The organism is Arthrospira sp. PCC 9901 (assembly GCF_059013425.1).
On the sequence record NZ_CP102296.1, the window covers coordinates 1,515,122 to 1,539,600 of the forward strand.

Annotated in this window: 28 protein-coding genes, 1 tRNA gene and 1 pseudogene; 20 read left to right on the forward strand and 10 right to left on the reverse strand. The window is 41.0% G+C overall.

The window, feature by feature from the left end; genetic code table 11:
- Positions 1–64: 64 nt before the first annotated feature.
- A complete protein-coding gene (gene petG / locus NLZ44_RS06650; RefSeq protein WP_493752961.1) occupies positions 65–181 on the reverse strand; it encodes a cytochrome b6-f complex subunit V in 117 nt (38 codons plus the stop codon).
- Positions 182–468: 287 nt separating this feature from the next.
- Here petG and NLZ44_RS06655 point away from each other — a divergent pair, with 287 nt between their 5' ends.
- The gene (locus tag NLZ44_RS06655) at positions 469–738 is read left to right on the forward strand and encodes a c-type cytochrome (RefSeq protein WP_493752246.1); all 270 of its coding nucleotides are present in this window, start codon (positions 469–471) and stop codon (positions 736–738) included.
- Positions 739–808: 70 nt separating this feature from the next.
- Positions 809–880: transfer RNA gene (locus tag NLZ44_RS06660), tRNA-Thr, on the forward strand.
- Between the two features lie 787 nt (positions 881–1,667).
- Here the strand turns inward: NLZ44_RS06660 and NLZ44_RS06665 are convergent.
- From NLZ44_RS06665 to NLZ44_RS06685, 5 genes are read right to left on the reverse strand one after another with little or no spacing between them, the layout of a single operon-like run.
- On the reverse strand, positions 1,668–1,907 hold the full coding sequence (locus tag NLZ44_RS06665) for a hypothetical protein (RefSeq protein ID WP_493752247.1): 240 nt from the start codon (positions 1,905–1,907) through the stop codon (positions 1,668–1,670).
- A complete protein-coding gene (locus NLZ44_RS06670) occupies positions 1,904–2,260 on the reverse strand; it encodes a hypothetical protein (RefSeq protein WP_493752248.1) in 357 nt (118 codons plus the stop codon). Before NLZ44_RS06670 ends, NLZ44_RS06665 begins: the two co-directional genes overlap by 4 nt.
- A gap of 4 nt (positions 2,261–2,264) precedes the next feature.
- Complete coding sequence (locus NLZ44_RS06675) at positions 2,265–3,296, reverse strand: hypothetical protein (RefSeq protein ID WP_493752249.1); 1,032 nt, start codon at positions 3,294–3,296, stop codon at positions 2,265–2,267.
- 43 nt (positions 3,297–3,339) lie between these two features.
- Complete coding sequence (locus NLZ44_RS06680; protein WP_493752250.1) at positions 3,340–3,690, reverse strand: hypothetical protein; 351 nt, start codon at positions 3,688–3,690, stop codon at positions 3,340–3,342.
- A gap of 36 nt (positions 3,691–3,726) precedes the next feature.
- Positions 3,727–4,521 carry a hypothetical protein gene (locus tag NLZ44_RS06685; protein WP_493752251.1) on the reverse strand — a complete coding sequence of 265 codons (795 nt, stop codon included), beginning with the start codon at positions 4,519–4,521 and terminating at the stop codon, positions 3,727–3,729.
- A gap of 74 nt (positions 4,522–4,595) precedes the next feature.
- Here NLZ44_RS06685 and NLZ44_RS06690 point away from each other — a divergent pair, with 74 nt between their 5' ends.
- The 15 genes from NLZ44_RS06690 (at position 4,596) to NLZ44_RS06760 (ending at position 14,787) form a co-directional block, all read left to right on the forward strand.
- On the forward strand, positions 4,596–6,674 hold the full coding sequence (locus tag NLZ44_RS06690; RefSeq protein ID WP_493752252.1) for a hypothetical protein: 2,079 nt from the start codon (positions 4,596–4,598) through the stop codon (positions 6,672–6,674).
- Positions 6,675–6,715: 41 nt separating this feature from the next.
- Positions 6,716–7,276, forward strand: a complete 561-nt coding sequence (locus tag NLZ44_RS06695; RefSeq protein ID WP_493752253.1) for a hypothetical protein — start codon at positions 6,716–6,718, stop codon at positions 7,274–7,276.
- A gap of 39 nt (positions 7,277–7,315) precedes the next feature.
- On the forward strand, positions 7,316–8,371 hold the full coding sequence (locus NLZ44_RS06700) for a hypothetical protein (RefSeq protein ID WP_493752254.1): 1,056 nt from the start codon (positions 7,316–7,318) through the stop codon (positions 8,369–8,371).
- A gap of 228 nt (positions 8,372–8,599) precedes the next feature.
- Positions 8,600–8,845, forward strand: a complete 246-nt coding sequence (locus NLZ44_RS06705) for a hypothetical protein (RefSeq protein ID WP_493752255.1) — start codon at positions 8,600–8,602, stop codon at positions 8,843–8,845.
- 76 nt (positions 8,846–8,921) lie between these two features.
- Positions 8,922–9,572 carry a hypothetical protein gene (locus tag NLZ44_RS06710; protein ID WP_493752256.1) on the forward strand — a complete coding sequence of 217 codons (651 nt, stop codon included), beginning with the start codon at positions 8,922–8,924 and terminating at the stop codon, positions 9,570–9,572.
- A 285-nt stretch (positions 9,573–9,857) separates the two neighbouring features.
- Positions 9,858–10,322, forward strand: a complete 465-nt coding sequence (locus NLZ44_RS06715; RefSeq protein WP_493752257.1) for a hypothetical protein — start codon at positions 9,858–9,860, stop codon at positions 10,320–10,322.
- A gap of 64 nt (positions 10,323–10,386) precedes the next feature.
- Complete coding sequence (locus tag NLZ44_RS06720; RefSeq protein ID WP_493752258.1) at positions 10,387–10,731, forward strand: hypothetical protein; 345 nt, start codon at positions 10,387–10,389, stop codon at positions 10,729–10,731.
- Complete coding sequence (locus NLZ44_RS06725) at positions 10,721–11,134, forward strand: DUF1064 domain-containing protein (protein ID WP_493752259.1); 414 nt, start codon at positions 10,721–10,723, stop codon at positions 11,132–11,134. The genes NLZ44_RS06720 and NLZ44_RS06725 overlap by 11 nt, the downstream gene beginning before the upstream one ends.
- Positions 11,131–11,568 (forward strand): hypothetical protein, encoded by a 438-nt coding sequence (locus NLZ44_RS06730; protein ID WP_493752260.1) that lies wholly within the window; start codon positions 11,131–11,133, stop codon positions 11,566–11,568. Before NLZ44_RS06725 ends, NLZ44_RS06730 begins: the two co-directional genes overlap by 4 nt.
- 2 nt (positions 11,569–11,570) lie before the next feature.
- Positions 11,571–12,305 carry a hypothetical protein gene (locus tag NLZ44_RS06735; RefSeq protein WP_493752261.1) on the forward strand — a complete coding sequence of 245 codons (735 nt, stop codon included), beginning with the start codon at positions 11,571–11,573 and terminating at the stop codon, positions 12,303–12,305.
- A 74-nt stretch (positions 12,306–12,379) separates the two neighbouring features.
- Positions 12,380–13,582, forward strand: a complete 1,203-nt coding sequence (locus NLZ44_RS06740) for a hypothetical protein (RefSeq protein ID WP_493752262.1) — start codon at positions 12,380–12,382, stop codon at positions 13,580–13,582.
- Between the two features lie 34 nt (positions 13,583–13,616).
- Positions 13,617–13,826 (forward strand): hypothetical protein, encoded by a 210-nt coding sequence (locus NLZ44_RS06745; RefSeq protein ID WP_493752263.1) that lies wholly within the window; start codon positions 13,617–13,619, stop codon positions 13,824–13,826.
- 13 nt (positions 13,827–13,839) lie between these two features.
- Positions 13,840–14,169 carry a hypothetical protein gene (locus NLZ44_RS06750; protein ID WP_493752264.1) on the forward strand — a complete coding sequence of 110 codons (330 nt, stop codon included), beginning with the start codon at positions 13,840–13,842 and terminating at the stop codon, positions 14,167–14,169.
- 14 nt (positions 14,170–14,183) lie between these two features.
- Positions 14,184–14,456 (forward strand): hypothetical protein, encoded by a 273-nt coding sequence (locus NLZ44_RS06755; protein WP_493752265.1) that lies wholly within the window; start codon positions 14,184–14,186, stop codon positions 14,454–14,456.
- Entirely contained in the window at positions 14,449–14,787 is a 339-nt protein-coding gene (locus NLZ44_RS06760) for a hypothetical protein (protein WP_493752266.1), read from the forward strand. Before NLZ44_RS06755 ends, NLZ44_RS06760 begins: the two co-directional genes overlap by 8 nt.
- Positions 14,788–15,741: 954 nt before the next feature.
- Here the strand turns inward: NLZ44_RS06760 and NLZ44_RS06765 are convergent.
- From NLZ44_RS06765 to NLZ44_RS06775, 3 genes are all read right to left on the reverse strand, one after another.
- On the reverse strand, positions 15,742–17,199 hold the full coding sequence (locus tag NLZ44_RS06765; RefSeq protein ID WP_493752267.1) for a site-specific integrase: 1,458 nt from the start codon (positions 17,197–17,199) through the stop codon (positions 15,742–15,744).
- Between the two features lie 252 nt (positions 17,200–17,451).
- Entirely contained in the window at positions 17,452–18,057 is a 606-nt protein-coding gene (locus tag NLZ44_RS06770; protein ID WP_317270287.1) for a superoxide dismutase, read from the reverse strand.
- 473 nt (positions 18,058–18,530) lie between these two features.
- Positions 18,531–19,688 carry a DUF58 domain-containing protein gene (locus NLZ44_RS06775; RefSeq protein WP_493752268.1) on the reverse strand — a complete coding sequence of 386 codons (1,158 nt, stop codon included), beginning with the start codon at positions 19,686–19,688 and terminating at the stop codon, positions 18,531–18,533.
- A 297-nt stretch (positions 19,689–19,985) separates the two neighbouring features.
- On the opposite strand from NLZ44_RS06775, the gene NLZ44_RS06780 reads away from it, so the two are divergent.
- Both NLZ44_RS06780 and NLZ44_RS06785 read left to right on the forward strand, forming a co-directional pair.
- The gene (locus NLZ44_RS06780) at positions 19,986–21,920 is read left to right on the forward strand and encodes a transglycosylase domain-containing protein (RefSeq protein ID WP_493752269.1); all 1,935 of its coding nucleotides are present in this window, start codon (positions 19,986–19,988) and stop codon (positions 21,918–21,920) included.
- Between the two features lie 129 nt (positions 21,921–22,049).
- Positions 22,050–22,277, forward strand: a complete 228-nt coding sequence (locus NLZ44_RS06785; protein WP_006617421.1) for a type II toxin-antitoxin system CcdA family antitoxin — start codon at positions 22,050–22,052, stop codon at positions 22,275–22,277.
- A 69-nt stretch (positions 22,278–22,346) separates the two neighbouring features.
- Here NLZ44_RS06785 and NLZ44_RS06790 read toward each other — a convergent pair.
- A pseudogene (locus tag NLZ44_RS06790) lies at positions 22,347–22,430 on the reverse strand (RNA-guided endonuclease InsQ/TnpB family protein); the annotation flags it as partial.
- A 227-nt stretch (positions 22,431–22,657) separates the two neighbouring features.
- On the opposite strand from NLZ44_RS06790, the gene NLZ44_RS06795 reads away from it, so the two are divergent.
- Entirely contained in the window at positions 22,658–24,427 is a 1,770-nt protein-coding gene (locus NLZ44_RS06795) for a GAF domain-containing sensor histidine kinase (RefSeq protein ID WP_493752270.1), read from the forward strand.
- Positions 24,428–24,479 lie beyond the last annotated feature (52 nt).

Consider the following 24,479-nt stretch of genomic DNA (forward strand, 5'->3'; position numbering starts at 1 on the left):
CAGACACAAGGCAGCCCAGAGACCAGGCCAGCCTTGTCCCTGCTAAGAGTCAATACTTGGGGCTTTAGTCAATATTGAGTTGATTTCCGCGCTTGTACTGTTGATAGGCGGCCAAGAATAGTCCCGCTAATGTAACCAGGATTAAGCCTAAGACAATCCCCGAAAGTAATGGTTCAATCACGTTGAAACTCCTTGATGTTAAGTTTTGATATCCTTGGATTAATATCGCATATTCTTGGACAGATTCCACCGATAAATTCCACCTTGAGCGATCGCCACTTGCCCTCACCCGGAGAAAGTATTAAGCTGTAGGGTGAACAAGTAAAGTTTTTTGTAGATTCGTGTATTCGTGTAGCTTTGGATAACCATATTGTCAACACTAATATAACCGAGATCATCCAGCGAGTGGCTTTGGTTGCCGTAGGGCTGATGGTGGTTATTCTCCTCTGGGTCTGGGGAGTCAATTCCGTGCCCACTTCAGATCCCTACATTCAAAAAGTGTTGTCACTAACCGGAGACCCAACCCGAGGACACGCTATTTTTGAGATGAACTGTGCGGGATGTCATGTTAGCCAAGTTGACCATCAAATCGGTCCCAACCTAAAGGACGTTTCCCAACGAAAATCACAGATTAGTATTATTCAACAGGTCGTTAGTGGCAAAACCCCTCCCATGCCTCAGTTTCAGCCCAATCCTCAAGACATGGCAGATTTATTAAATTATTTGGAACAAATTTAGAAAACTATGATATACTAAGAAACTGTGGGTCGGTTGGGTGGTTCCAATTATCATCCCAGCTAGACCTCAAGCCAGTATAGCTCAGTGGTAGAGCATCCGCCTTGTAAGCGGACGGTCATCGGTTCAAGTCCGATTACTGGCTTTTTACTTAAGCCCCTATCCTAACTGCGATTATCGGGATTTACTCAACCCGATAGTCGTATCCAATTACTCAAATATTACTCACAATCCATTCCTAGCACAGGAAAATAATTCTGTCAACAGGATGATTACTCAGTCAACAAGCACAACTTAATTAATCTGTCAAATAGCCACATCTCCCCCCAACCAGACAAGCGATAGGTTAACTCCCTTACGATACCCGTCAAGGGTATCCCTATCGGTTCGTACCTCACCCTTGACTGCTATCGCGTCGGTCGTTTCCCCAAGATGTCTGTTCCGGTTGGGGGGAGGATTGTTTCTCAAAATCAAGACGATAGCCGTAGTAGATAATCCCTCAATCTATCTTTGTACATTGATAGTTAGGTTATTTTTCGTGGACTAGACCTATAGATAAACCTATGAGCGATAGCCGTAGTGATTGTCTATGGGGTCAAACCATGATTACTACTGGGGAGATTCTTGGGAGTGCGATCGCTAAATCTGGGTTGACATCTCCCTGGAACTGACTCAATACCCCTAAACCATTTTCTAATTGATGGTGATTGCTGAGATGTGAACCGATACCAACATAATCACCTTGCCCAAAAATATTAGCTGTCTATTGTAGGTAATTTAGTTATGGGTATTATGTGGACATGATAGGGTGAGCATTCATATAAATCAGTGGTAGTCTACTGTGGTAGTCTACTACCGAAAAATATGCAGATACCCCTACAGTCAAAAACCATAGGGGTGTTATTTTAGGATATTGGGTTATGGGTTAGGTACTAGGGCTTACGCCAATCATCAGCATTAGGGGTATCTTTGTGGTTAGGATTCTGATGATTGTTACTTGATTTACAGATGATTTTATCAAAAGAACCCCTAATAAAATCAAGTAAAATTCGCAACACCTCACTGTTATAGTCAAGTTTTGACTCGATAACCTTATCTTCCCTAAGTATCGCATAAGTCGAAAATATAATTATAGTTATCAATAAAGCTAATTCAGCGATTATTATATTCATTGTGTTAATATCCAAAAATAAAGAGTGAACCATTTTATCCGTTCTAGTGGGTCAAATACCGCATAAAAACTGCTATATGGGGGTGATTCAATTATTTGATATTCATTAAGCCAAATAGTCTCACGTTTAACCATCATATTCTGTTTGACATCATTATATGCGTAAAATTTTAACCAACCCGCCATTTTCCAATAGGTGGAAACTTGGTCAGCGTCAAATAATATTCTAACAAATTTGCTACCCGATATATCTGGCAATCGTTTACTCCCATGTGGGGTATCATCTTCTTTTATAAAATACTGGTTGTAAGTTAAAAACCATTTATTTTCTGATATATCGTAGTTATTAGGCATATTATTAGGTTATCCAATGAGTAGGTCTAATAGTTTGCAGACCAGATTCTGTTATATGGGTTAATTCATCAACATCTATTGACAATGGATTCCAGGAAAAATAAATATTGATATCATCCTCACACGATAATAAATCCCAACTTACACCGTTATACCCACTATCTGTAAAGTGAGTTACTAGATATATTTCGTTATTAGATTGAGAAATATAACAGCGTAATCCTGCTACAGACGGACTAAATGTGTGGGCTTGATGATGTGTGGAAAACTGAATCGATATGGTGCCAACGGTTGATGTTCTATAAAACAATAAAACTGGAATAATACCTAACTCGCTATGAGATGCGACAACTATATCGCCTTTTATCCAACCATAGGTATCGTCAGAATTAACCGTTACTTTACAGACTTGATTCCAACCGGATATAGTTGCGGAAGCATCAAAAAAACCACCAACATATTTTTTGATTTTAAAATTGCCAACCGGACTACTGCTTCTGTCATTAAAAATAATATTTTTTGTGGTGATATCTCCATTAACGTCTAACTCTGTTTGTGGTGTTGTGTTTGCAATTCCTAGGCGGGAATCTCCAGTTAATACCATCATCGTTGTTCCGCCAAGTCCCGATGCAAACGTGCTGTCATGGTGAATTCCGCGCTTAAACCAAGCAAAATGCTGCCCCGTCCTACAATAATATGTACTATTTTGTATACCTATCCCGTACAGGGGACCACCAGCGACAGTAGTCCCCCATAGGGTTATCATTTGCCTCGTGACGCTACCAAACCTAATATTATCTAAAAATACTTTATCACCGTGTATTGTTTGCTCTCCGGTCAAATTAACTGTTTCCGGTAAGGTAGTGGGTTTGTCTGTAATATTATCCCATGATAAATCAGTTAATTTAATTAAATCAGTATTTGAGTCAATAACCGCTTGTATCCTTTCATTAGTTAAATAAAGATTAACCTCGCCCTCTGGTAAGTTATCGGTTGATTGCCCAAATTTACTAGAATAAATATTAAAGTTAGTCATAAATTAAGTCCTATTTAATAGGGGGAAATCCCCCCCATATCATTTAATCAACAGTTACAAACTCAACTACAGTTACCGAAATATCCGCGACAGATTCACTGATTGCCTGTAGTTCACTAGCGCCAATAGTGAGCATAACAGTATCGCCCGGCTTAACGGAAAATGCTGCATCAGCGATAGCGGTTCCTGTTGGGTCTAAAATTAGGTGAACGGGTACAGCAGACCGATTTTTGATAAATACATTACGTCCGTTTGTTGTAGCATTTACTGCTACCAACTCGGCAATTGTATTAGCCGTTAAACTAATAGAAGTTGTAGTGGGTGTGCCCGGTATTTTAGCCGTAATATTGAGAGTATCTAAATTTAGGACACTACTGTAAACTGAAAAGCTCATAATTGATTACCCGGTAAATAATTCCATTGTAGCCGGTTAGTAAGTGATTGTCTGTTCTAATCCAACAATCTGCGAAACACTGCCTTCTGTTACCCCATAAATACTAGCGGTAGATTTTAACTCATCATCCCAAGCTGTATTAGGTGGTAGCCATAAGCATTGACCGGGTACACAATTGCTGATGTGTCCGTGACTAAACCAAACCCCAACACTACCTGCGTTCTGTAGGTGTAAGCGATATCTGTAAGTATTAGTAGCACGAATTAGGGTGGGTGTATTGCCTACTGAAATCCCAAAATTTTCGGGTTGAGTTAGTGATGGTGTTTTCGGTAATGTATCTAGCTGATATTCTGCCATTCCAAAAATATTAATCGAATCATTATTGTGCAATTGATTTAGACATCTAGCCTTTAACACGGAATGTGAATCTATAGCTAATCCCTCTGTTTGATTGGTAATCAATTCGATTAATAAATTTTCGGTATGGATTCCCCCATAATAAGGGAGTTTTACGATACCTAGATTTAACCCGTTTTCTGTGGCTAGGTTCCAATAAAATATCTGTAAGTCTATAGAACCTTGTAACACATCTTTTTTCTTTTCCCATCTTTGATAATAACTATCCTCTGGATAAATTTTAGGTATTTGTGATTGATTAATACTAGGGATATAACACCTAGCATTTAAACTAGAAACATAGGCGTAAGCAGTAACATCATAACGAAATCTATCAGTTATCAAACCTTCTAAAATTGCGCCATTAAATAACTCTACAGCGTTATTCCAATTACTAGCGTTAATCTCTGTGGCAATATTTTTAATCCCTCTCATGAATAATCCTCAATTATCTTGTAGTATTATATAATATTTCTAAGTTATTAATTAGTCTCATGTAGTTACTCGGTATGGTCAAAGACAGTATTAGGTCGGGTACATCTCGAAATATTGGTAGGTCTGGTGGCGTAAGTTCAGGACTTGCTGGTAGTGTAGGTGGAGAGTCATATATAAGATTAAATCCTGCTGAGGGAATGCCATACACAAGAGACGTACTTAGGGGGGGTGTTCTTGGATTGGCAGACCCGTGGGATCCAATTACTAGGGTACCACGCGGAATTAATCCAGAAGACCGTGGCAGGTGGAAACGAGAAGACGAACAGCGCCGAATAGATGAGGAATATCGGCGACGTGATGTCAAAAAAGAGGCAACCGTCAAAGAACCGCCAAATAGAGATGAACCAAAGGGAGGTAAAAAACCTAAGGGAGGTATTAGCGGAAGAGGTGGTAGTGGTCGCAGTTTTGGGGGTCCTAATTCAGGTGATAAAATAGACGATGAAGAGGGAAGAGATATCGACGATGATATCGACGACGACGATGCCGATGATGATGATGATGATGGTGGCAAATGGATTGTTATAGACGATGAACCTGACCCAGAAACCGGGAGAGGTAAAAAAGGTAGTAAAGGTTCTGATTCATTACCTGAAAATTGTAACGGTTGTTTAGTTATTTTACATCATAATTATTATAAAATAACCGTTAAATATCCTAGGGAGCCGGAGAAAAATTATGAACGTATCACAATTAAGACGGAAGATGTATCACGAGCAGACGGGGTAGATTATTTAATCGTAAAGAAGACTACTGTTGGCGATTTTTTTGATGTTAACAATGGTATTCGATATTCGGACCCATTCTCATGGGTACCCGGTGCGTCTAGCGATGTTCCTTTTGCCTACTGGGGGGGCATGACATCAGACGATAATTCACACCCTCCCTCATATGATAGGATTTTCCCTAGAAGAAACGCTCGCGCAATATTTGTAACAAGCCATCCTAAACAATTATTAGAGACAATAGAAACATGGACGGGTGTCATTCGACCTAATCGAAGATATACCTATATAGACCATCGCGGTATTTTATATAGACCTAATGATAATTACTGGCTATGGGTGCCACCATCATTTTCCAGGGAAACAACAGAGATATACCTATACCCTAAAAATCATAAGTGGGAGGGAGAAGTTTTCACTATTGTTAATATAGTAGATAGGTGGGGGTGGGAATGGAAATGGTTTAGTAATGAGTGTGGAGATATTCAATGGTATTTCCCCGAAACTAATACAACTCCTAAAGCTAAAAAAAGAAAGATTTGGATACCAGACATGAATGAAGAATGTTGCGGAATGATTAGAAGGATTTATGAGTTTTTGGACCCTGAATCCTTTCCGGCTGAAATGCCAGAAAAAATAACAGTTAATGCAGATAACCCAGAAAACAGAATTAAGCAAATAAATACATTACCAGAATGGCTGATGTACAGGTTTGACATTGATGATGAGAGGTGGGGTGAGTTTGAGGTTAAGGTGGAAATTGATGATGTAAACTTAATGACAAAAGAAGAGGAGAAAGCCGAAATCAAGTTACCTAATCTAGCCGAGTCAATTGCCGAAATATTCGGAATGGTAATGGAAATTGCTATTAGCCATCAGGTTACACAAAACGCCGTTTTAACAGCATTACACGAGGCGGGTTTAGCTCACGCCGCAGCGTTTAAAGCGGGTAGGGAAGTGTCGGAGATAATCGACTATTTGGGATTTGCTACTGAGGAAAAATACGAGACACTTAAAACAGCATTTACCCCCGAGGCAGAATCTTTTGAAGAGTTGTTAGAACCTAATGAAAGCAAAGTTAAGATTACAAATCAAAAGGATGCAAAAGAAACACTGCAAACAACATTAAACCAGATTAAAGAAATATTCGCTATTGTACGCGCCCAAGGTACTTTACAGGTTAACAGTAATGACCCAGCAAAGGATATATTAGCCGATTTAACGCGGTTATATGATTCAATGAAAAAACAAGACGATATTAGGGAACAGGAAACAAAAAAAGTACAGGAATTACTGAAAAAAGACTTTCCTGATATCAAGATAGAAACTGAATTGATTGACGGCGATAATCCATTAAGAGGGGCTTTATAATGGTAGCTAGAAGTGCGAGAATGTTGAGAAGTACCCGTAGTTTGTCTAGTCGCCAAACCCGTAGCGGTATAGGTAGAAATGGCGTTAGACAGGTCAATCTATCCCGCAGAACATCTACTCAGGAAATGGGATGGTTTGGTAAATTATGGGCAAAAATTACGGGTAAAGTAGTTGAATGGGGCAAAAGTTTTGGGGGTTGGTTATGGGAGGGGATTACTAAGTTTTTGTCCGCATTTAGTTTTGAGAAAGTAGCACAATTTATCACTTCTAACTGGGATTCTTTCTGGAATTTTAACTGGAATATTTCTGATTCAGATATCGATAAAAATATCCTTAACATCAAAAGACAATTTATAAGCACTACTGCAGGTTTTTTAGGCAATATGGCTGGCAAGTTAGTCTGTGGAGTGTTACCGGTAGCGGGTCTCGCTTTTATTAATAAAGCGGCAGCTATGCACGTTGCCTTGAGCAAAGGTCCTGAGATGTTAATAGAAGTATCTACAGCATTTGGCTCATACTTAAAACAATCGTTTAATATGGCTATGAAAGCGATAGCATGGTCACTATTTAAACACGGTAGGCGGTTTGTTAAAATGTTTTGAACAGCAAGTCCAACAACACTAGCAAAGACTGTCACTGGAATGATTCCCGGCGGTAAATCAACAATTGAAAAATGGGGTAATGAAAAAGGTGAAGAATGGAGTTTTGGGAAACAAAGAAGGGAAGCTAGAGAGAAATTACCAGAAGAATACGATGGTAATATAAACACTATTTGGAATCAAGATAGTTCCGAAGAATTCTGGGATGAATTTAGCGATAGTTGCAAAGAATCTATCATCTTAGTTGCTCAAGGTTTAGATGAGTATATTGCACTGCAAAGAATAGAGGAAAATAGACAGCAACAATTAGTTAACGCTGTGGTAGAAAATGGTGGTGAGAGATTCAGAATCGTGTCATCCTTAAGGAATTTACAGGAAAATATCGCAACCACATTAGCCCAAACTGAAATACTAGGAAATAGAGATATAGGTCAATTTATGGGGTCGGGCGATTTCCAGGAAGTTAGCACATCAGCTAATCTTAAAATACAATTAACCTTTGTTTTATACAACTACGAAAAACCGCCATATTGGACTAAAGATAGGCGGTCAAAACTACAAAAAACTCAAATAGAGTTACCATCAGTTGACAGGAGTAAAATTACTTGGGATAGACTGCAAAAGATATTTACCCAACCTAGTAAATCAGCATTTACTAAAGGCAATATTAAAGTTACCTGTACTATGAGCAATGGTAGAAAATTCTCGTTTTTTGTTAACCAATCAAGTAAAAATGAAGCTGAAGCTTTGTGTAAAGAATTGGTTGATTTAACTAACGCTAAGATAGTTTATCCTATTACATTTGAGGAAAGGAAAGGCTTTGGTGGTAGGGAAAATGCGAAAAGAATCAAAGAAAGTAGAATGTATATCAGTGAGGTGAAAATACTTAACTGGGAGTTAATCGATAAATTTGAACAAGCGAAAATTGATTTAGGTGAAGGCAGCGTATTGGCAATGTATCAGGACCCCAGAAAAACAAAAGCCAAAATACCCCTACACTTTGAGAAAAAACCAACCTGGGTTGACGATGCTATAAAGAAAGCCACTAGAACGTCATTAGAACTGAAAACAGGAAACAAACCCCCAACGTCAACCTAATTATCTGATGATTGTTGGTAGTTGATATTGCCTGGGATGGTAGCCATTACCCACATACTTAGACTTACTCGGTAGACTTATGGGCGTAATGTTGGTATTGGTAACGTGCTGTTGTGTTTAACTTAAAAGCTGCTACATATATGTAGCTTCTGTTGAGTAAATCGAAACCACCATAATCGGCGAATATACTGCTATAGTCTAAATATCGAATTGAGTAAAAATAAAACTATGGCTGCACCTAAAACGCTAAATGCTACCACGATGGAAAATCAACTGTTAGAACTTGTTGAGCAAACTCAACGTATGCAATCTCTCTTAGCAAATAACCCTAATGGCGCAACCGTTATCACAAGCTACACTCGCAACATGGCTACCGGTCTCATCAGCGTCTCTATGTCAATCCCTAGTGATGATGTTTTAGACCCTACAGACGGTTCTATTGACGTAGTAGCGACTGAGTTATTTGTTGATTAATAGATATTGGGTAGGTGTTAATACCATCATTCTACCTACCCTAATTTAGGCAATTAAAAAAAAGGAAACTAACACTATGTCTTTAAGTGAAACATTCAATAAATACAAAGAATCCTGGGAAGCCAAAAGAGCGACAGCCAAAGGTGCACATTTGGGGCGCAGTTTAATAGTTGAAGTTCCGGTAGATGCGACTTCCAAAATAGGTGTACCAATGCCATTTCTTCTACTCCATACATTGAGTTCGGGTGCATTAACCAACGAACCGTCAGAAGTCAGAGACTTGACTATTTGGAAACCTCCCATTAGTGGCACATCTACACCCCAAACCAATAGACGCAATATCATAAGAGGGACTCGAGTTAGGGCATACAAAAAAGCTGAATACACTCGATTCTTTATCGAGGCTCCGTTAGACCCTGGTTATTGGCGTAAATATACTCAAACGCGGGTAGGTGAAAAGATACTAAGATTTATAAGTATCAAAGCACCTTCTATTGTTTCTGTTAGTGGCTTATTATATGTATTTGCTCACTATTGGACTATTAAGCCAGCATCAATCAGAACCCATAATAGTATGTTCAGAATTCCCGACAAAGAAGGCTTTGCCCTAGCTAATTTGGGCGAATTAACCGTCGGGAGAAGTGAAGCCGCAAATCAAACACAAGGTGACATCCCCGCTAGTGCACCTCCGTCATCACCTGGCGGCAAGAATAGTTCAAAAGCCTAAACCTCTAAAAAGTAAACACAGTAAACTAACCACTATTTTTTTAGATAGTGGTTTTTTATTTGAGTTGTCTGTGGCGATAATTTAAATATTGCACAATTATTATATAAAGTCAATAATTGTTTTATCGTTTTTGCTTATATATTTATTACTTATTCATAAGTATTGATTAATCCTAAAACAATAATCATAAATAACAAAAAACATAAATAACAGTAATTTCAAACTCAACAACCTAATCGTATTTTTAAAAATTGATTTTGTCAATGAGTTTGAAATTACTGACAGATGCCTAAAAACAAAGATACATCACCAGACCAAAATACTGCCATTTATCAAGTTGAGACAAACAATCAACTCTCACCTACTGAATACCTAATAATACTAAAAAGGTTCAGTAAATTTATCGGGTTTTTTGAGCAGGTAACACCATTTTTGCCATATCCCAAAACATCACCTATCTGCACACTAAAGGAGAAGTTACTGTTAGCCAAAACTACAGAAACAGCAAAACCTGAACTAGAGTTAACCTACTCAGAAATTGTTGTACTAAAAAATAGCATAAAAGCTATTTTGACCTTACTCAAGACTTGTGGTGTCAAAATGCCGCGTAAAGTTTCTGGCGCTATTTCTGATGACATCACAGCACTAGAAAATCATTTCTTCTACTTGTCTGATGGCGATAACGAGACGGTTAGTAGTGAACCTGACGCTGTTGACCCGTTCTCAGATTGGCTTCACACTAACACCTAATTAACCAACAAAAAAGGCTACCTATCGCGGGTAGCCTATACACCAAACATTGAGGACTGTTACCATGATATCAAAGCACTGGAAAGAAGTGAGATTAAATCTTAGGAATATCAAGATTAACCCGTTAATGTATATAGGGACATCGTCTGTAGTGAAAGTTCATAATTATAAAGGAGATAAAAGCATTGATTGGGTGTTAACTGCAGTCACGTTTGATAAAGAATTTCTGGCTTATTACATGGGGGAAGTGATTAAAAAATTAATCCCTTTGCATCCAGATAAAATTGAGGAAATTTTCACTACAGCACTCGAATATTATCGAGCGGAATGGAATATTTATCAAGCTGAATCTGGCGGTGACAGAGAGCCCGACAATGAAACTTATTTTGGAGATGTGAATGATGATTAATAAGTATCACGCTAAGGGTCAATACTACGATGGATATTACTTTGGGTCAACATTAGAAATCAAAGTGTATCACTCGCTTAAAAAATATGACGATAGGTTGTTAGTTCACCCGCAATTAACTTTAGTTAATGGTGAGAAACCCTGGCGACCAATTACTTGGAAACCTGACTTTTATAGTCCAGTGTTCAATCAATACATTGAGGTAAAGGGAGTACTAACACCCGAGTTCAAGTTCAAGATGCAATTACTTAATTATCTCAACCCCGGAATGATTGATGATATCTGGTTTGTTACACGCAATCGGTCTTATCGCTGGCAAGGTATCTACTTAATGAACATTGATGAATTCCAGCGACATTTAAAAGCACAAGAGTTTGAATTAACGGGAGAGTGTCAACCATGAGAAATCTACACTATAAAGGCATATTTAGCCTTGATGGTGAGTTGATACAAACTCACTACAACCCACACGAATTCGATAAAACCACAATTCTTGTAGCGTATCAAATTCTCACGCATATTGAAGAGCATCGTCTTCCCGAGGTTAAGAATATTGCCTATCAGGTTATGGGTAGCTACAGACCTCGTGGTGATTATCAAGGTTACGCAAAAATCAAACTTGTCCAACGAACCCAAACAAATGAAACAGACAAACAATCTAAGTTAAAGGTTGAATTGTCTGGCAACCCATTATTTTGGTATGGGTGTCGTGAAATTGCCGCAAAAGTTGAGTTCAACGCTAGGGCTAAATTATCTAACTCTAGCGCGGCAAAACCAGAGACAACCCAAATGGATTTCGTAGACTTTGTAAACCAACAATTAATTGAGGAAGAATAGTCATGAGTATCGGTTATTACGGCAAAAAAGATGGTGACAAATTCGCGTTCTGTAGCGCAGTTAAACCAGGAGAATCTGGTACATATTTGGAGGTTACAAGCGCCATGTTTGTTGTCAAACCTCCCCACCTATGGCTTTTTGGTTATGGGTTGACTGGTGACTTTCAGAACTTCAATGATAGGTCTTGGAAGTTTGAGGAACAGTTGGTAGCGGTACGATTCTGCATTGCTGAATATTCTAGCGAATATCAAGACAAAAAACGGGAATACAAACCTACTCCGGTAGAATTGGCGTTACTGCATTTAGTCGAGAGTGACGCTATGCTAACCAACGGGAAAATGATGTTCACAGGGACTATAAACCTAGGACAATCATCTGTCCGGATAGCGGAACGTTTGCTTGAGATAAACAAAGAGAATTCTAGTGATTTTGAATCAACTAAAAATAAACATGATTTAGCGGCGTTTATCCTAGAATACACCATGGGATTAGACACATTTAATCCTACCGTTGCGGGTTACACTGTACAGGAAGCTATTGATTTTGTTGATTCAAAAACTAACAAAAAAAATGGTAGCTTTGGTGGTAAAGCCAAGTACAAAACCTGGGAAGAGCGAGTTGAGGGGACAGCAAAAATTCTTGATTGTGAACCCGACTTTGACAGTCTCTACAGCAAGGTTAAAAAATTAGACCCCAACGTTTTGATGGCGTTACTTGAATTGATGAAACTCAGCTAATCACAACAAAAATCCCCCCAATATTGGGGGGATAACTACCATACAGCAAGCCAACATACTAGGAGATTACTACCATGCCCGATGACAATTATTTAGATTATAGACTGATACGCGACTCATTGGCAGACGAACTAGAGGAAATAATCGTTGATGGTGTATTGGGTGAGCAAATAGAGTCAATATGTAGAGCCTGCGCTATTCTGCCGTATCCAGATATTCAGTTTCCAATTATTACTAGCTTTATTTGCTCACCCGTAACGCTAATGTCAACCGCAGGCTGTTTATTCCTTTGGGGTTCTAGTGGTACAGGGAAAAGCCAAATAGCTACCATTGCAGCCTCACTATATAACACCGATACAGTGTTAGCTAACAGTACCTTCGCATCATTGAGAAACAAAATCCAACAGGAAAGATATTATGACCCATTGCGGAGTGAGTTTGAACGTAATTTCTTATTAGTCTGGGAAGATATCACACCCAACCTATTGATTGAAAACGAAAATATGTTATCTCTATTTAAAGTCTTGAATAGGAAAAATAGCAGAATAACAATTAGTAGTCAAACTCCCGGTCAAAACATGATTTTCAATGCATTTGCATTAAAGGTTATAAATTCAATACATCCAGTTTGGACATTTTGGGAATTAAATGAATTGAAACGTCGTATGTTTCCTATATGGTTTAAAAAACGGCAATCAATGACAAGTGAGGAATACAAGGGAAACGGTCTTGAGTTGGTGGAACTCTCTGATATTGAAGATATAAACCTTGGTAAAATATCATCTCGCTTGGAAATGTTTTGGAGGGATATGAATAATTGTACTAATTATGCCAAAACTAAACGAACGATACAAAAAAAGAAACAAGGCATAATCAATTACAGATTATCTATTGATGTAATCGCTACACACTCAATGATATACGAATCATCGATAAGTGATTCGATTAAAGTATTTAATCGATATTGGGAATTAGCGGAAAATAAAATATTTACAGTATCTAGCGGTACAGAACAATTCTTAGATAGCTTTATCGCTCAAAGTATCGAGAATAAAACTAAACAAAATGAGCAAGCGATAAAAGCAGGCTGTCCCGAATTAATCGAACCGGTAACAGATATTGACCCCAAGACACTAAAAATAGCCATAGAAACCGCTAAAAATGATGGTTATTTGGATTCACGGGTTGCTGTAAATGAATTAACAAATCTAATGAAAAATAGGGGATATAGCATGATTAATGTTAACGGTAAAAATGTATGGAAACAAATAACTTGATTTCCAGTTAGTTTATTAATTTAGGAGAACAAAAATGATGCAAGATATCACTAACCAGATGTTTGTAAAGTTTAAAACTATGGTAGATAGTTTAGTTTACAACAGCAACAGGGAGGAAGGTTTGGCAACGTTAAAATCAATTTTAGACGATTGTGAAACAGAATTAGCTGCTACAGAACTCAAAAGGCAATTACTGATTAAACAATTGAATTACACAAAACACCTGATGGATAAAGTCCAGTAAATACCCGTCCGCAATGACGCTAAACTACGGCAAAAAACAGCAACCAACTTTAGGAGTACAATCAATGAATATTGACCCAAGGATGACAGATTCAAGGCTACTGCGATTTTTGACTACGCTGATTGCTAACCATAAATCACAATTGGAGTTAACTCTTAACTATATTAACGGGTTAATGGTAGCGTTTGATGCTGGTCTAATTTCTGAGGATAAGCTGAACAATTCATTAAAAGAAATCAACAAAACTACCCTAATTCAGTCCAAAGCATTTTGCAGTACACTACAGAATCACTGTATTGACGTTAAAACCTTAAACAATCCAAACGAACGTATTAACGATTAATAGGAGTTTCAATCATGAATGAAGAGCATGCAAAAATGATGGTCATTGCGGAATTAGCGCGTGATATTTATATCCAGTTAATGTCACGGGATATTCCCTACAGCAATCAAGATACCAGAATCAAGTTAGCTGAAGTTGCGCATAACGCTGCTGTTGATTTTATGGCGGTACATCAACAATGGGTATCATCTCATGAAGCGATTATTCAACCGGTGCCATTTATGCCCGATTTTACCGGCAACGGGTACAGTAGTGATATTTTTATGGGAGGCGACTTCGGTGCCTAAGTTGTTACCCGTAATCACCCTACATACTGGAAGCTTCAGTAACTATCTGCAGGGTCCTAATGGAGTCTGTATTGAGCTAGAATCCCCGGAATGGTTTGATTATCTGAGAAAACATAAATCATTTTCGGTTGAGTTAAATGGCAAACGATTTACAGCCTGCAAAAAAATATCAATCAATGGTTTTGCATACTGGAACCTGAAAGGTTGGGACGGTACGGTCAACTACCATATCTATATCGGAAAATCTGACCAAATGACAAACGCAAAAATCGAACAGGCTGCAATGGCTATGTTTTATCGGTGTAATCCCGATAGCAAGCGGAAGCCCTAGTAGCCTACCTAACCCATAACCCAATAACCTAAAATAATCCCCCTATGGTTTCTAGCTGTAGGGGGTGTCTATGTATTTTTCAGTGGGAGACTCCTGTTAGGAGACTCCTGTCGAATTATATGAATGCTCACCCTATCATGTCCACATAATACCCATAACTAAATTACCTACAATAGACGGCTAAGGTTTTTGGGTAAGGTGATTATGTTGGTATCGGTTCACATCGTGGCAGTCATCATCAATCAGAAAATGGCTTAGGGGTATTGAGTCAGTTCTAAGGAGATGATTCTGATTTAGCGATCGCACTCCCAAGAATCTCCCCAGTAGTAATCATGGTTTGACCCCATAGACAATCACTACGGCTATCGCTCATAGGTTTATCTATAGGTCTAGTCCACGAAAAATAACCTAACTATCAATGTACAAAGATAGATTGAGGGATTATCTACTACGGCTATCGTCTTGATTTTGAGAAACAATCCTCCCCCCAACCGGAACAGACATCTTGGGGAAACGACCGACGCGATAGCAGTCAAGGGTGAGGTACGAACCGATAGGGATACCCTTGACGGGTATCGTAAGGGAGTTAACCTATCGCTTGTCTGGTTGGGGGGAGATGTGGCTATTTGACAGATTAATTAAGTTGTGCTTGTTGACTGAGTAATCATCCTGTTGACAGAATTATTTTCCTGTGCTAGGAATGGATTGTGAGTAATATTTGAGTAATTGGATACGACTATCGGGTTGAGTAAATCCCGATAATCGCAGTTAGGATAGGGGCTTAAGTAAAAAGCCAGTAATCGGACTTGAACCGGACATATAGCCTATAACCCCTATTCTACCGTCACTCAGACATTACTCAAAACCACAATAGGATCTATCAATTTGTAGCCATAAAATAACCCCTAGGGGTTTAATCTAGGGGTGTTAACTTATGAGATTGTAACGAGTAGATTAATCTATCTGATAGATTACCCTAAGAAATAATTGAGCCTCGGGGCTATCAGTATCAACCCCCAGAGTAGTTAACCTTTCTACAGCTACATCTAAGGGTACGGGTAGTTTAGTTACCCCTTTTAAGACTTCTAGAGTAGCGTCAATCCCATCTGTTTTGTATTTACTCTCATTGACAATCGTGCTATGACCCATCATCCTAGCGCGTAATTCTATGGGCACTCCATATTTTTCACCCAACAGGTTGTACAGCCTACGGAAGGCATATTTCTGGGTTACTGGACACCCCATAGCTTTAATGTTTTTACCAAAGGTAGCGCCAAAACCTGCAGCTACGGTCCTAGGATGACTGCCATCCTTGGGTGTGTACTCTGGCAGTAGTGGTCGCTTTAATTCCAGAAAATTAAACATCTCGGGGCTAGGAATTGGTGCTATAACCCGTCCCCCAGTCTTAATACTTACTTTCCGACCTTCTCCGTCAGTAAAGTAGGCATAATCACCCAAGACTAGATAATTATCTTGATTATCGGGGTCTGATAGTGCTTTGATGGTGTAGCCATCTTCTGTTGTGTAGGGTTTGGTTAAATTAATAGCGGCTGCTATCTCAGTAGGTCTTAACCCATACATTACTGCCATACCAGTAACCCACAGCCAGGCATGACGCGCTTTACTTACCGTATGGTTTTTAATGGTGTAGGCTTCCTGTTTGGCGCTATACCACCAACCTTTGAAGGCATCAATGCCTATTCGCTGTTTAACTGTAAATCGTGTTTGTTTGGGGTTGATAGGCTCTAGTTGTTTTAGTAGGTGGTCTTTATTGGGGGATTTTTTGGCGATAGCTTTCAGGATGTAGTAACGTTCTTTGAATGTTTTAGACCCTATCAACTCTTCTCCGTTCTGTAAGGGAGTGTACAGCATAGCTTTAAAACTCTCCCAGTTAGGGTAATCATCCCAATTAGGGAACTGGTCAAGATACAATCCCTTGCTCTGGTGATATGACGATAGGTCACTAACTATATCGCGAGAGCGCTTCCTTCTCGTATTGCGGTTGTATCCAGCGAAATACTCATCCTCTAGTTGTTGGAATATCTCCCGGTAGGTTATCAGGTTATCTTCAATCTGATTCTTTCCTAGGATAGTCGCATCATACCAATCCCAAAATTCACTAGCACTACCAATAGTTCCCAGAGCTTCTGCCACTAACTTAGCTTTTTTAACTCCGTCTATCACACCTTGGGGCGTACACTCAAGATTGGCTGTCTTGGGTAGCCGTTTCCCGGTAGGTGGTTGCTTAAACTGCAATAGCAGATTGTACCTGGTCCCAGACTTCTGCAGTTTGAGAGTCACTCCCTTGGGGCATTCTCCCTTAAAGTCTTGATAGGCTTTCAGAAATCTATCGTAACTCTCGTCATAATTACCCTTTCCCCCTACTGTAGGGGTGTTAGCAGCATTACTCATTTTTTACTCACTTATTACTCTATTGTGGTTTTGAGTAATGTCTGAGTGACGGTAGAATAGGGGTTATAGGCTATATGTCCGGTTCAAGTCCGATTACTGGCTTTTTTTTCGTGTCAGTGCGCCTGAGTCACTGATAAATCATCAAAAATTACCCGCCCCTCTCAACTGACCGCCCCCCAATATTGTCTTTGAGGGGGGACAGATTAAGCTAGAGCAGGTTAGCTGGGTTGGCTGAAAGTAATATCAAAGATATTAGCTGGCAGACGCGAGATTTTCAGCTACAAAGTCCCAGTTCACCAGATTTTCGATAAAGTTATCGATGAAACCTGGCCGCGCATTTTGGAAGTCCAGATAGTAGGCGTGTTCCCAAACATCGAGAGTTAGCAGGGGAGTTTTACCCTCAACCATGGGGTTAACAGCATTAGCAGTCTTGGTAACTTTCAATGTGCCATTATCCAGGACTAGCCAAGCCCAACCACTACCGAACTGGGTAGCCGCTGCGTTCTTAAATTCTTGAATGAATGCGTCAAAGCTACCGAAATCTGCTTTAATCTTGTCAGCCAAAGCTCCTGTAGGTTGACCACCACCATTGGGCTTGAGGCACTTCCAGAAGAAACTGTGATTCCAGACTTGGGCAGCGTTATTAAAGATACCAGACTTAGAAGGATCATTGTAAGTGGCTTTGATGATCTCTTCGAGGGACATATTAGCCATGTCTGTACCTTCAATAGCAGCATTTAGCTTGCTCACATAAGCTGCATGGTGCTTACCATGATGGTAGGATAGAGTATTAGCGGACATTTTGCTAGACTCTAGTGCATCCTGAGCAAAAGGTAAACTGGGAAGTTCAAAAGCCATTGTGTTTTCTCCTCTCTTAACTATCTAGGCTCCTCGATTTGTCTTGAACGGGACAAATTTATGAGGGAGCCTACATAAAACTTTACAATATTCTCATCATATACCATCAACGGTCACTACAACAAATCTAGTCAGGCTAACTTTGGTTTTTGACGGTCTCCCCCCTCAGCTAACCTCTCCACGGGAGTGGTGTTTTGGCGTTTTCGAGATCTAGCCCATCACTCTGGTATATTTACGGGAAAATTTGGTGCTATGGTGCGCGTTTCCAGAATACTGCCAATATGGATCCAACTGCGGGCTACGGGGAGAGAATGACTCCTACCCTGCGGGAGGTAAACCCCAGTATCTTGGTGTAGTTGGTGTTGCTAGATCTTGAGAATACGGCGCTGTAATCCCCATGTAGGAGGGGGTTCCGCAGTCAGCCATGATTTCCATCAGCCCACTTACTAAACCAGCACTGCGGCTTGTCAAAGTCAATTTTTTTGGGCGTGCAATTGTGGAACCAGAGGTTCAGCGGGATTAATCCTTATACCCGGACAGGGAGCGATCGCATCGGAGCGCGCGCCATGATTGTGTGGGGTAGGCGGTGGCCAAAGTAGCCAACGACTCTGAGGGGAAAGGCTCATGATACTGTCAGAATTTTGAGTAATCCAAATCAGTGGAACATCAGGGCGGTCAATGGTGCTATTAGATTGACCCGCCATCACCCCAGCCAAAACGGAGAGAACGCCCCAATTGCCTTCCACCAGTCCGTCGGAGGCAGTCCATAGCCGTACATTAAGTTGAGCGCGACGGGCGTAGAAATAAAGAGAAGCAGCCACAGAAACGGCGGTTTCAAAATCGGCATGGTCCCAAGAAAATGCACTATCAAGACAAATAACTACTTCCTGACCCCCAATAGCGACCTCCAATTCTCGGACTCGTAGATCCCCATAGCGAGCACTAGAACGCCAATGAATCAGTCTAGTAGGGTCGCCGATACGATAAGGGCGTAAAGTGCGAGTAATGCCTTCTGTGGCTTGATCAAGGCGAAAGCAAGAGTAAATCTCTGGACCTTGGTCTACTTCAATGCTATCAACAATAGGACAAGCAGTTAAAGGCAATACGGTGGGATAAACAATAGCTGTAGCAGGAACTTGGCGATCGCGACTACACCAAAATAACCCCAGGGGAGAAGCCGATCGCAGTCTCACCCCAGACCAATGGTAAATCCCCCGGCGTTTAGTAATACGGGAATATTTCCAGTGATAAACTTGTCCGGGTCCAATGACATCAATAGACTCCGAAGCATCTCCCAACTCTGTGGGGAGGCGATCGTAAATTTGAAATAGGGGACAAGATTTTTTCGACTGGTTTTCGATTTCCAGTTCAAAAGTCAGGCGCGAGCCCACACTGACCGGAGTAATAGGGTAGCGGCGAACCTGAAGGGGACGAAGACTCCGCCCTGGCAGAATTGCCGCGGCCAATAACAAAGCCAACCCCATACCACTAATCACATACAGCCACCCTGCCATAGTATTAGTAGCAGCCCCAAAGAAAAAAACCGTCAGAAACCCTAACAGCCAACCAGCATAAGCCGGAGTTACCCAGTTACGTTCTAACCAATTAGTAATTTTGCGTTTTGACCCCATAACATAATATCGCGCCGCTCACACCAGGATAACCAAAGTTCAACAAAAACTCCAGAAGTTTCCGGTTTCATCAGAAAAACTGGAAACCGTCTATAATTTTGGCGATCGCCGAAATAGCCCAAAACCAGGAACCATCGCGCCTACTGGTTAGCTGAGTGTCAATTTTGAGCAATTGGGCTAACATGAGATACTCAATGCTATATTCTATGATTTGAGCTAACAGGAGAAAAACTGGTCTAAGCTAATTATCAAGTTTAAAACCCTGTAGCTTTGTTTTCTGGAAGGAGTGGAATCAGCGTGTCATTAACAAACGTAACAGTCCGAGGTAGACAAAGGCTTGAGTCGCCACCGTCAGGCTTATTTGACTTCATCCAGTCAGTAAGCAAAGTTACCGCCGGAACCATATTGGGTACAACCATGTTAGCCAGTTCCGTGGTGGCAGGAGGGCTGGTGGGTCTAGCCGTTAGTTTCCGTAACTTACCAGACGTAAGGGTATTACAAAACTATATTCCCACCGAAACCACCCACATCTACGATATTCAGGGTAGACACTTAGCCAGCCTTCACGACGAAGCCAACCGAGAAGTAGTTTCTCTTGATGAAATATCCCCCCACGCCAAACGGGCAGTATTAGCTATTGAAGATAGCCATTTTTATTATCATCGGGGTATATATCCCACCGCGATAGTGCGAGCTATGCTTGCTAACCTGGAAAGGGGGAAAACCGTAGAGGGTGGTTCAACCATAACCATGCAGTTGGTGAAAAACCTGTTTTTATCCCCCAGTAGAACCATTAGCCGAAAAGCCGCTGAGGCGGTCATGGCAATTCGCCTCGAACAAATTTTAGACAAAGATGAAATCCTAGAATTATACCTAAATCAGGTTTACTGGGGTCATAACCTTTATGGGATTGAAACAGCCTCCCAAAGCTATTTTAACAAACCGGCATCAGAGCTGAAATTATCTGAAGCCGCCATGATTGCTGGTTTAATTTCCGCACCAGAAGACTATAGCCCCTTTGCTAATTATCAACTAGCTAAACAACGACAGGCTCAAGTGCTTAACCGCATGGTAGAGCTAAATTGGATTACTCCAGAAGAGGCGGCGGAAGCTAGAAAAGAACCCCTATTAGTGGGTAGGATCACCTCATTTAGAACCAGTGAATTGCCATACGTGACCGAAGCGGTGGTTCAGGAGCTAACTAGGGAGTTTGGTCGTGATGCCGTCCTGAAAGGGGGAATGCGGGTTCAAACGACCATTGATTTGAACTTCCAGCGCATGGCAGAAAGAACGGTGAGGGAATGGCACGATCGCCTTTATTATCGAGGAGTATATCGCGATCGCAATAACGGTCAAATCGCATTAGCCGCCGTAGACCCCACTACCCATTTTGTCAAAGCCATGGTGGGAGGGTCTGATTATAATAAAAGCCAGTTCAACCGAGCTATTCAGGCTCAACGGCAACCTGGATCAGCCTTTAAGCCATTTGTTTACTATGCCGCCTTCGCTACCGGTAGATACGCTCCTAGTACCATTGTTCAAGATACCCCTGTTAGCTATCGCGACGGGTCTGGGTATTATTCACCCCAGAACTATGGCGGTGGCTTCTCCGGCGCTGTTACCATTAGATCAGCTTTAGAGAGTTCCCTGAATATTCCAGCCGTCAAGCTGGGTCAATCTGTAGGACTCAATCAGGTAATCGAGGTTTGTCGCCTCCTGGGAATTACTAGCCCTATGGAGCCGGTCATTTCCTTACCACTAGGAGCTGTGGATCTCACCCCTATGGAAATGGCTGCATCTTTTGCTACTTTTGCTAATGACGGTTGGCATTCTGACCCCACTTTTATTGTACAAGTCACTGATAGCCAGGGAAATATCTTGCTTGACAATACCCCATCACCTCGCTTAGTTCTGAATCAGTGGGCTGTTGCCTCCCTAAATGATGTGTTGCAAGGGGTAATTACCAGTGGTACTGCCACCAGCGCCCGACTAGGACGACCAGCAGCCGGGAAAACTGGGACTACATCCTCCGAACGCGATGTCTGGTTTGTGGGTTATACTCCCCATTTATCGACAGCGGTTTGGGTTGGTAATGATGACTTCACTCGACTGGCTAGGGGAGTAACTGGAGGAACTGTCGCTGCTCCGGTATGGCGGGACTTTATGAGTCGTGCCTCTGTAGGGAAACCTCAAACTGGTTTTACTCCCGCTTCCAATTTTCCCCGACCTTAACCGGATGGGCAACAGGTGAGATTGAGATCGTACAATAGAATAAAGTCCCTAAATCATACTCAGTCTTGAGTTGAGCCTCCGGGATAAACCCCGGAGGTATTGGGTTTTCTGAATTAGGATGTTTGCGCCATGAATCTAAATACTTCTTCGACCTCTAGTGTACCAAGCAAAGTAGAGGTTTCTATCCATATTGATTCGGAATTATTAGATCAGGTCAAGCACTTGACCAATGATCCGAGTAAGGTGATTGAAACCGCTCTCCGACAATGGTTGCGGGGAGAACGCCCAGAAGATGATTTGGCTTTGAGTCTACAACGTAACCCTCCCGTGCCACCCCGGGGCGAGTGGAATGATTGAACAAAAACAGCGACGCACTCGGTCTACCTCACCGCAGGCAGGTCCGCAGGCAGGTGGGGAAAGCCTCATCAAAAATCTAGCATAGCCGGCGTGTTTGACCATCAAGGTGGCTTGATGGTCATTGAGTTGGGGGCGGAAAGCCTTGTAAACCACGGTGCGATCGCCAGATTTCTGCGGGTTCAATGTGTCAGTTGACATTGTACCCGTTTTAGGGTAGAATGGATGGGCAAGGTGGTGTTTAAGCCTTGACTGAAGCGGGTGATTTGTGCGTGATATAAATAGCTCTTTCAAGATTCTGTTTCTAGCAGATAGAAAGATAGATCCACATCTGGGATAATTAAATTATTCCAGATTTTGCAATACTCAGAAACTTCCGGCTAATGCAAGATTTTTCCGGGTTAAATGTATCTGATAACAGTTCTCAGCTACCATTATCAGGCTTTGGGAACCTTTTACCCGGTTTGGATGCCGATCTAGTTTTTATTCAGAATCAATCGGGGGAGTATCTACTATTTTCTTGGCGACAATGCGATCGCCATCCCCTTCCTGTGGACAAAATCACGGGAACTAATATGGCAGATACATTTAAGCCTCTGGTACTCGGACCCTATCAAGAAAGAATCCACCGGGTGATCACCAGCTTAATACCAGAGCGCTTCAGTTATCCATTTTGTTATGAAGAATACTATTTTCCCCTAGAACTGATTGTCAGTCCCATATTAAAATCTAACGGCACTGCTACTCATGTTCTGGTGATGGGGCGACTACTGGAAAATTCTCAACTGAATCTTAACCCTAATCAAGAACTGATTGCCTACCGCGCCTTACCATCTAATTTTGATATCCAGCAAAAAATGCTGGTTCAAATTGCCGGAACCCTTTGCCGCAGCGTTCCCCCCACTTCTCAAATTTATCAAACTATTCTCGGCCAAATTACTCAAAAAATTCGCCGCACTCTGGACTTAAAAGAGATTTGGCAACAAACTGTTAACAGCTTGGGTCAGGTTCTTGGTGTCAGTCGCTGCATTATCTGTCCCTATCGCAGCACCTCTGATAAGTCTATCCAAGTGGTGGCTGAGTACCGCCAAGAAGATATCCCCATGATGTTGGGTTTAAATCTATCGAGTGAGTCGGAATTGGGTTGGGCTCAAGCCTTAGCCACTTTAGAACCGATTATCATTGAGCGCAGTTCCCCTGAAAATGACCCCTATCAACGTCATTCGTTGATGGTTGTTGCTACTGCTTATCAAGATCAGCCTAATTCTTTGATTTCCCTTCATCAATGCGATCGCACTCGCCAGTGGACGGCGGCGGAAATAGATTTTGTCCGGGAGTTGGCTACTCATGTGGGAACCGCGATCGCCCATGCTACTCTTTATCAGGAGTTAGAAGAAGCTAGACTAGAAGCGATCGCTCTTTCTCGTCTCAAAAGTGAGTTCCTCGCCAATACTTCCCACGAACTCCGAACTCCCCTTAACGGTATGATCGGCTTCCTTCAGTTAGTCTTAGATGGTATGGCTGATGACCCAGAGGAAGAACGGGAATTTATCGAACAAGCACATCAAGCAGCTATTCATCTCCTGAATTTAATTAATGATGTTTTAGATATTGCTAAAATTGAAGCGGGTAAAATGGATATTGAACTCGCCTTGGTCAAAGTTGATGAAGTTATCGGAGAAATCGAACATTTTATTCGACCTCAAGTTGAACAAAAAAATTTGAAATTTACTATTCAACCAGAAGCTGTCAATAGTCAAATTATTGTTTATGGCAACTATCAGCGCATCTTACAAGTGATTCTAAATTTGGTGGGTAATGCGATTAAATTTACTCACAAAGGCGGCATTAATATTAGCATAGGAATTATTCGGAAAAATGTGATGATTCAAAATCAACAATTTCCGGGATTTGTGGAGTTTAGAGTTGTGGATACTGGTATTGGTGTTCCCATTGAAAAGCAAGATAGATTATTCCAGGCTTTTTCTCAGGTTGATAGTGGTTACACTAAGCAATATGGGGGGACGGGACTCGGTTTAGTTATTTCTCAAAAGCTGGTTCAAGCCATGGGAGGTAAGGTTAAGTTTTACAGTTTGGGGGAAGGCTTAGGATCAACTGTGACTTTTACTATTCCTCTCTATCAAGAACCATGATATTAATTACCAAAAGATAGGGGGTTGACAACCTCCGAAATATCATGGTATT

Bases quoted from the DNA above. Each gene is read 5' to 3' on its own strand.
- NLZ44_RS06720 (WP_493752258.1), top strand. From the start codon at position 10,387: ATGATATCAAAGCACTGGAAAGAAGTGAGATTAAATCTTAGGAATATC.
- NLZ44_RS06755 (WP_493752265.1), top strand. From the start codon at position 14,184: ATGAATGAAGAGCATGCAAAAATGATGGTCATTGCGGAATTAGCGCGT.
- NLZ44_RS06795 (WP_493752270.1), top strand. From the start codon at position 22,658: ATGCAAGATTTTTCCGGGTTAAATGTATCTGATAACAGTTCTCAGCTA.
- NLZ44_RS06725 (WP_493752259.1), top strand. From the start codon at position 10,721: ATGATGATTAATAAGTATCACGCTAAGGGTCAATACTACGATGGATAT.
- NLZ44_RS06785 (WP_006617421.1), top strand. From the start codon at position 22,050: ATGAATCTAAATACTTCTTCGACCTCTAGTGTACCAAGCAAAGTAGAG.
- NLZ44_RS06670 (WP_493752248.1), bottom strand. From the start codon at position 2,260: ATGCCTAATAACTACGATATATCAGAAAATAAATGGTTTTTAACTTAC.
- NLZ44_RS06745 (WP_493752263.1), top strand. From the start codon at position 13,617: ATGATGCAAGATATCACTAACCAGATGTTTGTAAAGTTTAAAACTATG.
- NLZ44_RS06700 (WP_493752254.1), top strand. From the start codon at position 7,316: ATGATTCCCGGCGGTAAATCAACAATTGAAAAATGGGGTAATGAAAAA.
- NLZ44_RS06665 (WP_493752247.1), bottom strand. From the start codon at position 1,907: ATGAATATAATAATCGCTGAATTAGCTTTATTGATAACTATAATTATA.
- NLZ44_RS06710 (WP_493752256.1), top strand. From the start codon at position 8,922: ATGTCTTTAAGTGAAACATTCAATAAATACAAAGAATCCTGGGAAGCC.
- NLZ44_RS06680 (WP_493752250.1), bottom strand. From the start codon at position 3,690: ATGAGCTTTTCAGTTTACAGTAGTGTCCTAAATTTAGATACTCTCAAT.
- NLZ44_RS06685 (WP_493752251.1), bottom strand. From the start codon at position 4,521: ATGAGAGGGATTAAAAATATTGCCACAGAGATTAACGCTAGTAATTGG.
- NLZ44_RS06735 (WP_493752261.1), top strand. From the start codon at position 11,571: ATGAGTATCGGTTATTACGGCAAAAAAGATGGTGACAAATTCGCGTTC.
- NLZ44_RS06740 (WP_493752262.1), top strand. From the start codon at position 12,380: ATGCCCGATGACAATTATTTAGATTATAGACTGATACGCGACTCATTG.
- NLZ44_RS06705 (WP_493752255.1), top strand. From the start codon at position 8,600: ATGGCTGCACCTAAAACGCTAAATGCTACCACGATGGAAAATCAACTG.
- NLZ44_RS06730 (WP_493752260.1), top strand. From the start codon at position 11,131: ATGAGAAATCTACACTATAAAGGCATATTTAGCCTTGATGGTGAGTTG.
- NLZ44_RS06690 (WP_493752252.1), top strand. From the start codon at position 4,596: ATGGTCAAAGACAGTATTAGGTCGGGTACATCTCGAAATATTGGTAGG.
- NLZ44_RS06675 (WP_493752249.1), bottom strand. From the start codon at position 3,296: ATGACTAACTTTAATATTTATTCTAGTAAATTTGGGCAATCAACCGAT.
- NLZ44_RS06750 (WP_493752264.1), top strand. From the start codon at position 13,840: ATGACGCTAAACTACGGCAAAAAACAGCAACCAACTTTAGGAGTACAA.
- NLZ44_RS06775 (WP_493752268.1), bottom strand. From the start codon at position 19,688: ATGGGGTCAAAACGCAAAATTACTAATTGGTTAGAACGTAACTGGGTA.
- NLZ44_RS06715 (WP_493752257.1), top strand. From the start codon at position 9,858: ATGCCTAAAAACAAAGATACATCACCAGACCAAAATACTGCCATTTAT.
- NLZ44_RS06765 (WP_493752267.1), bottom strand. From the start codon at position 17,199: ATGAGTAATGCTGCTAACACCCCTACAGTAGGGGGAAAGGGTAATTAT.
- NLZ44_RS06770 (WP_317270287.1), bottom strand. From the start codon at position 18,057: ATGGCTTTTGAACTTCCCAGTTTACCTTTTGCTCAGGATGCACTAGAG.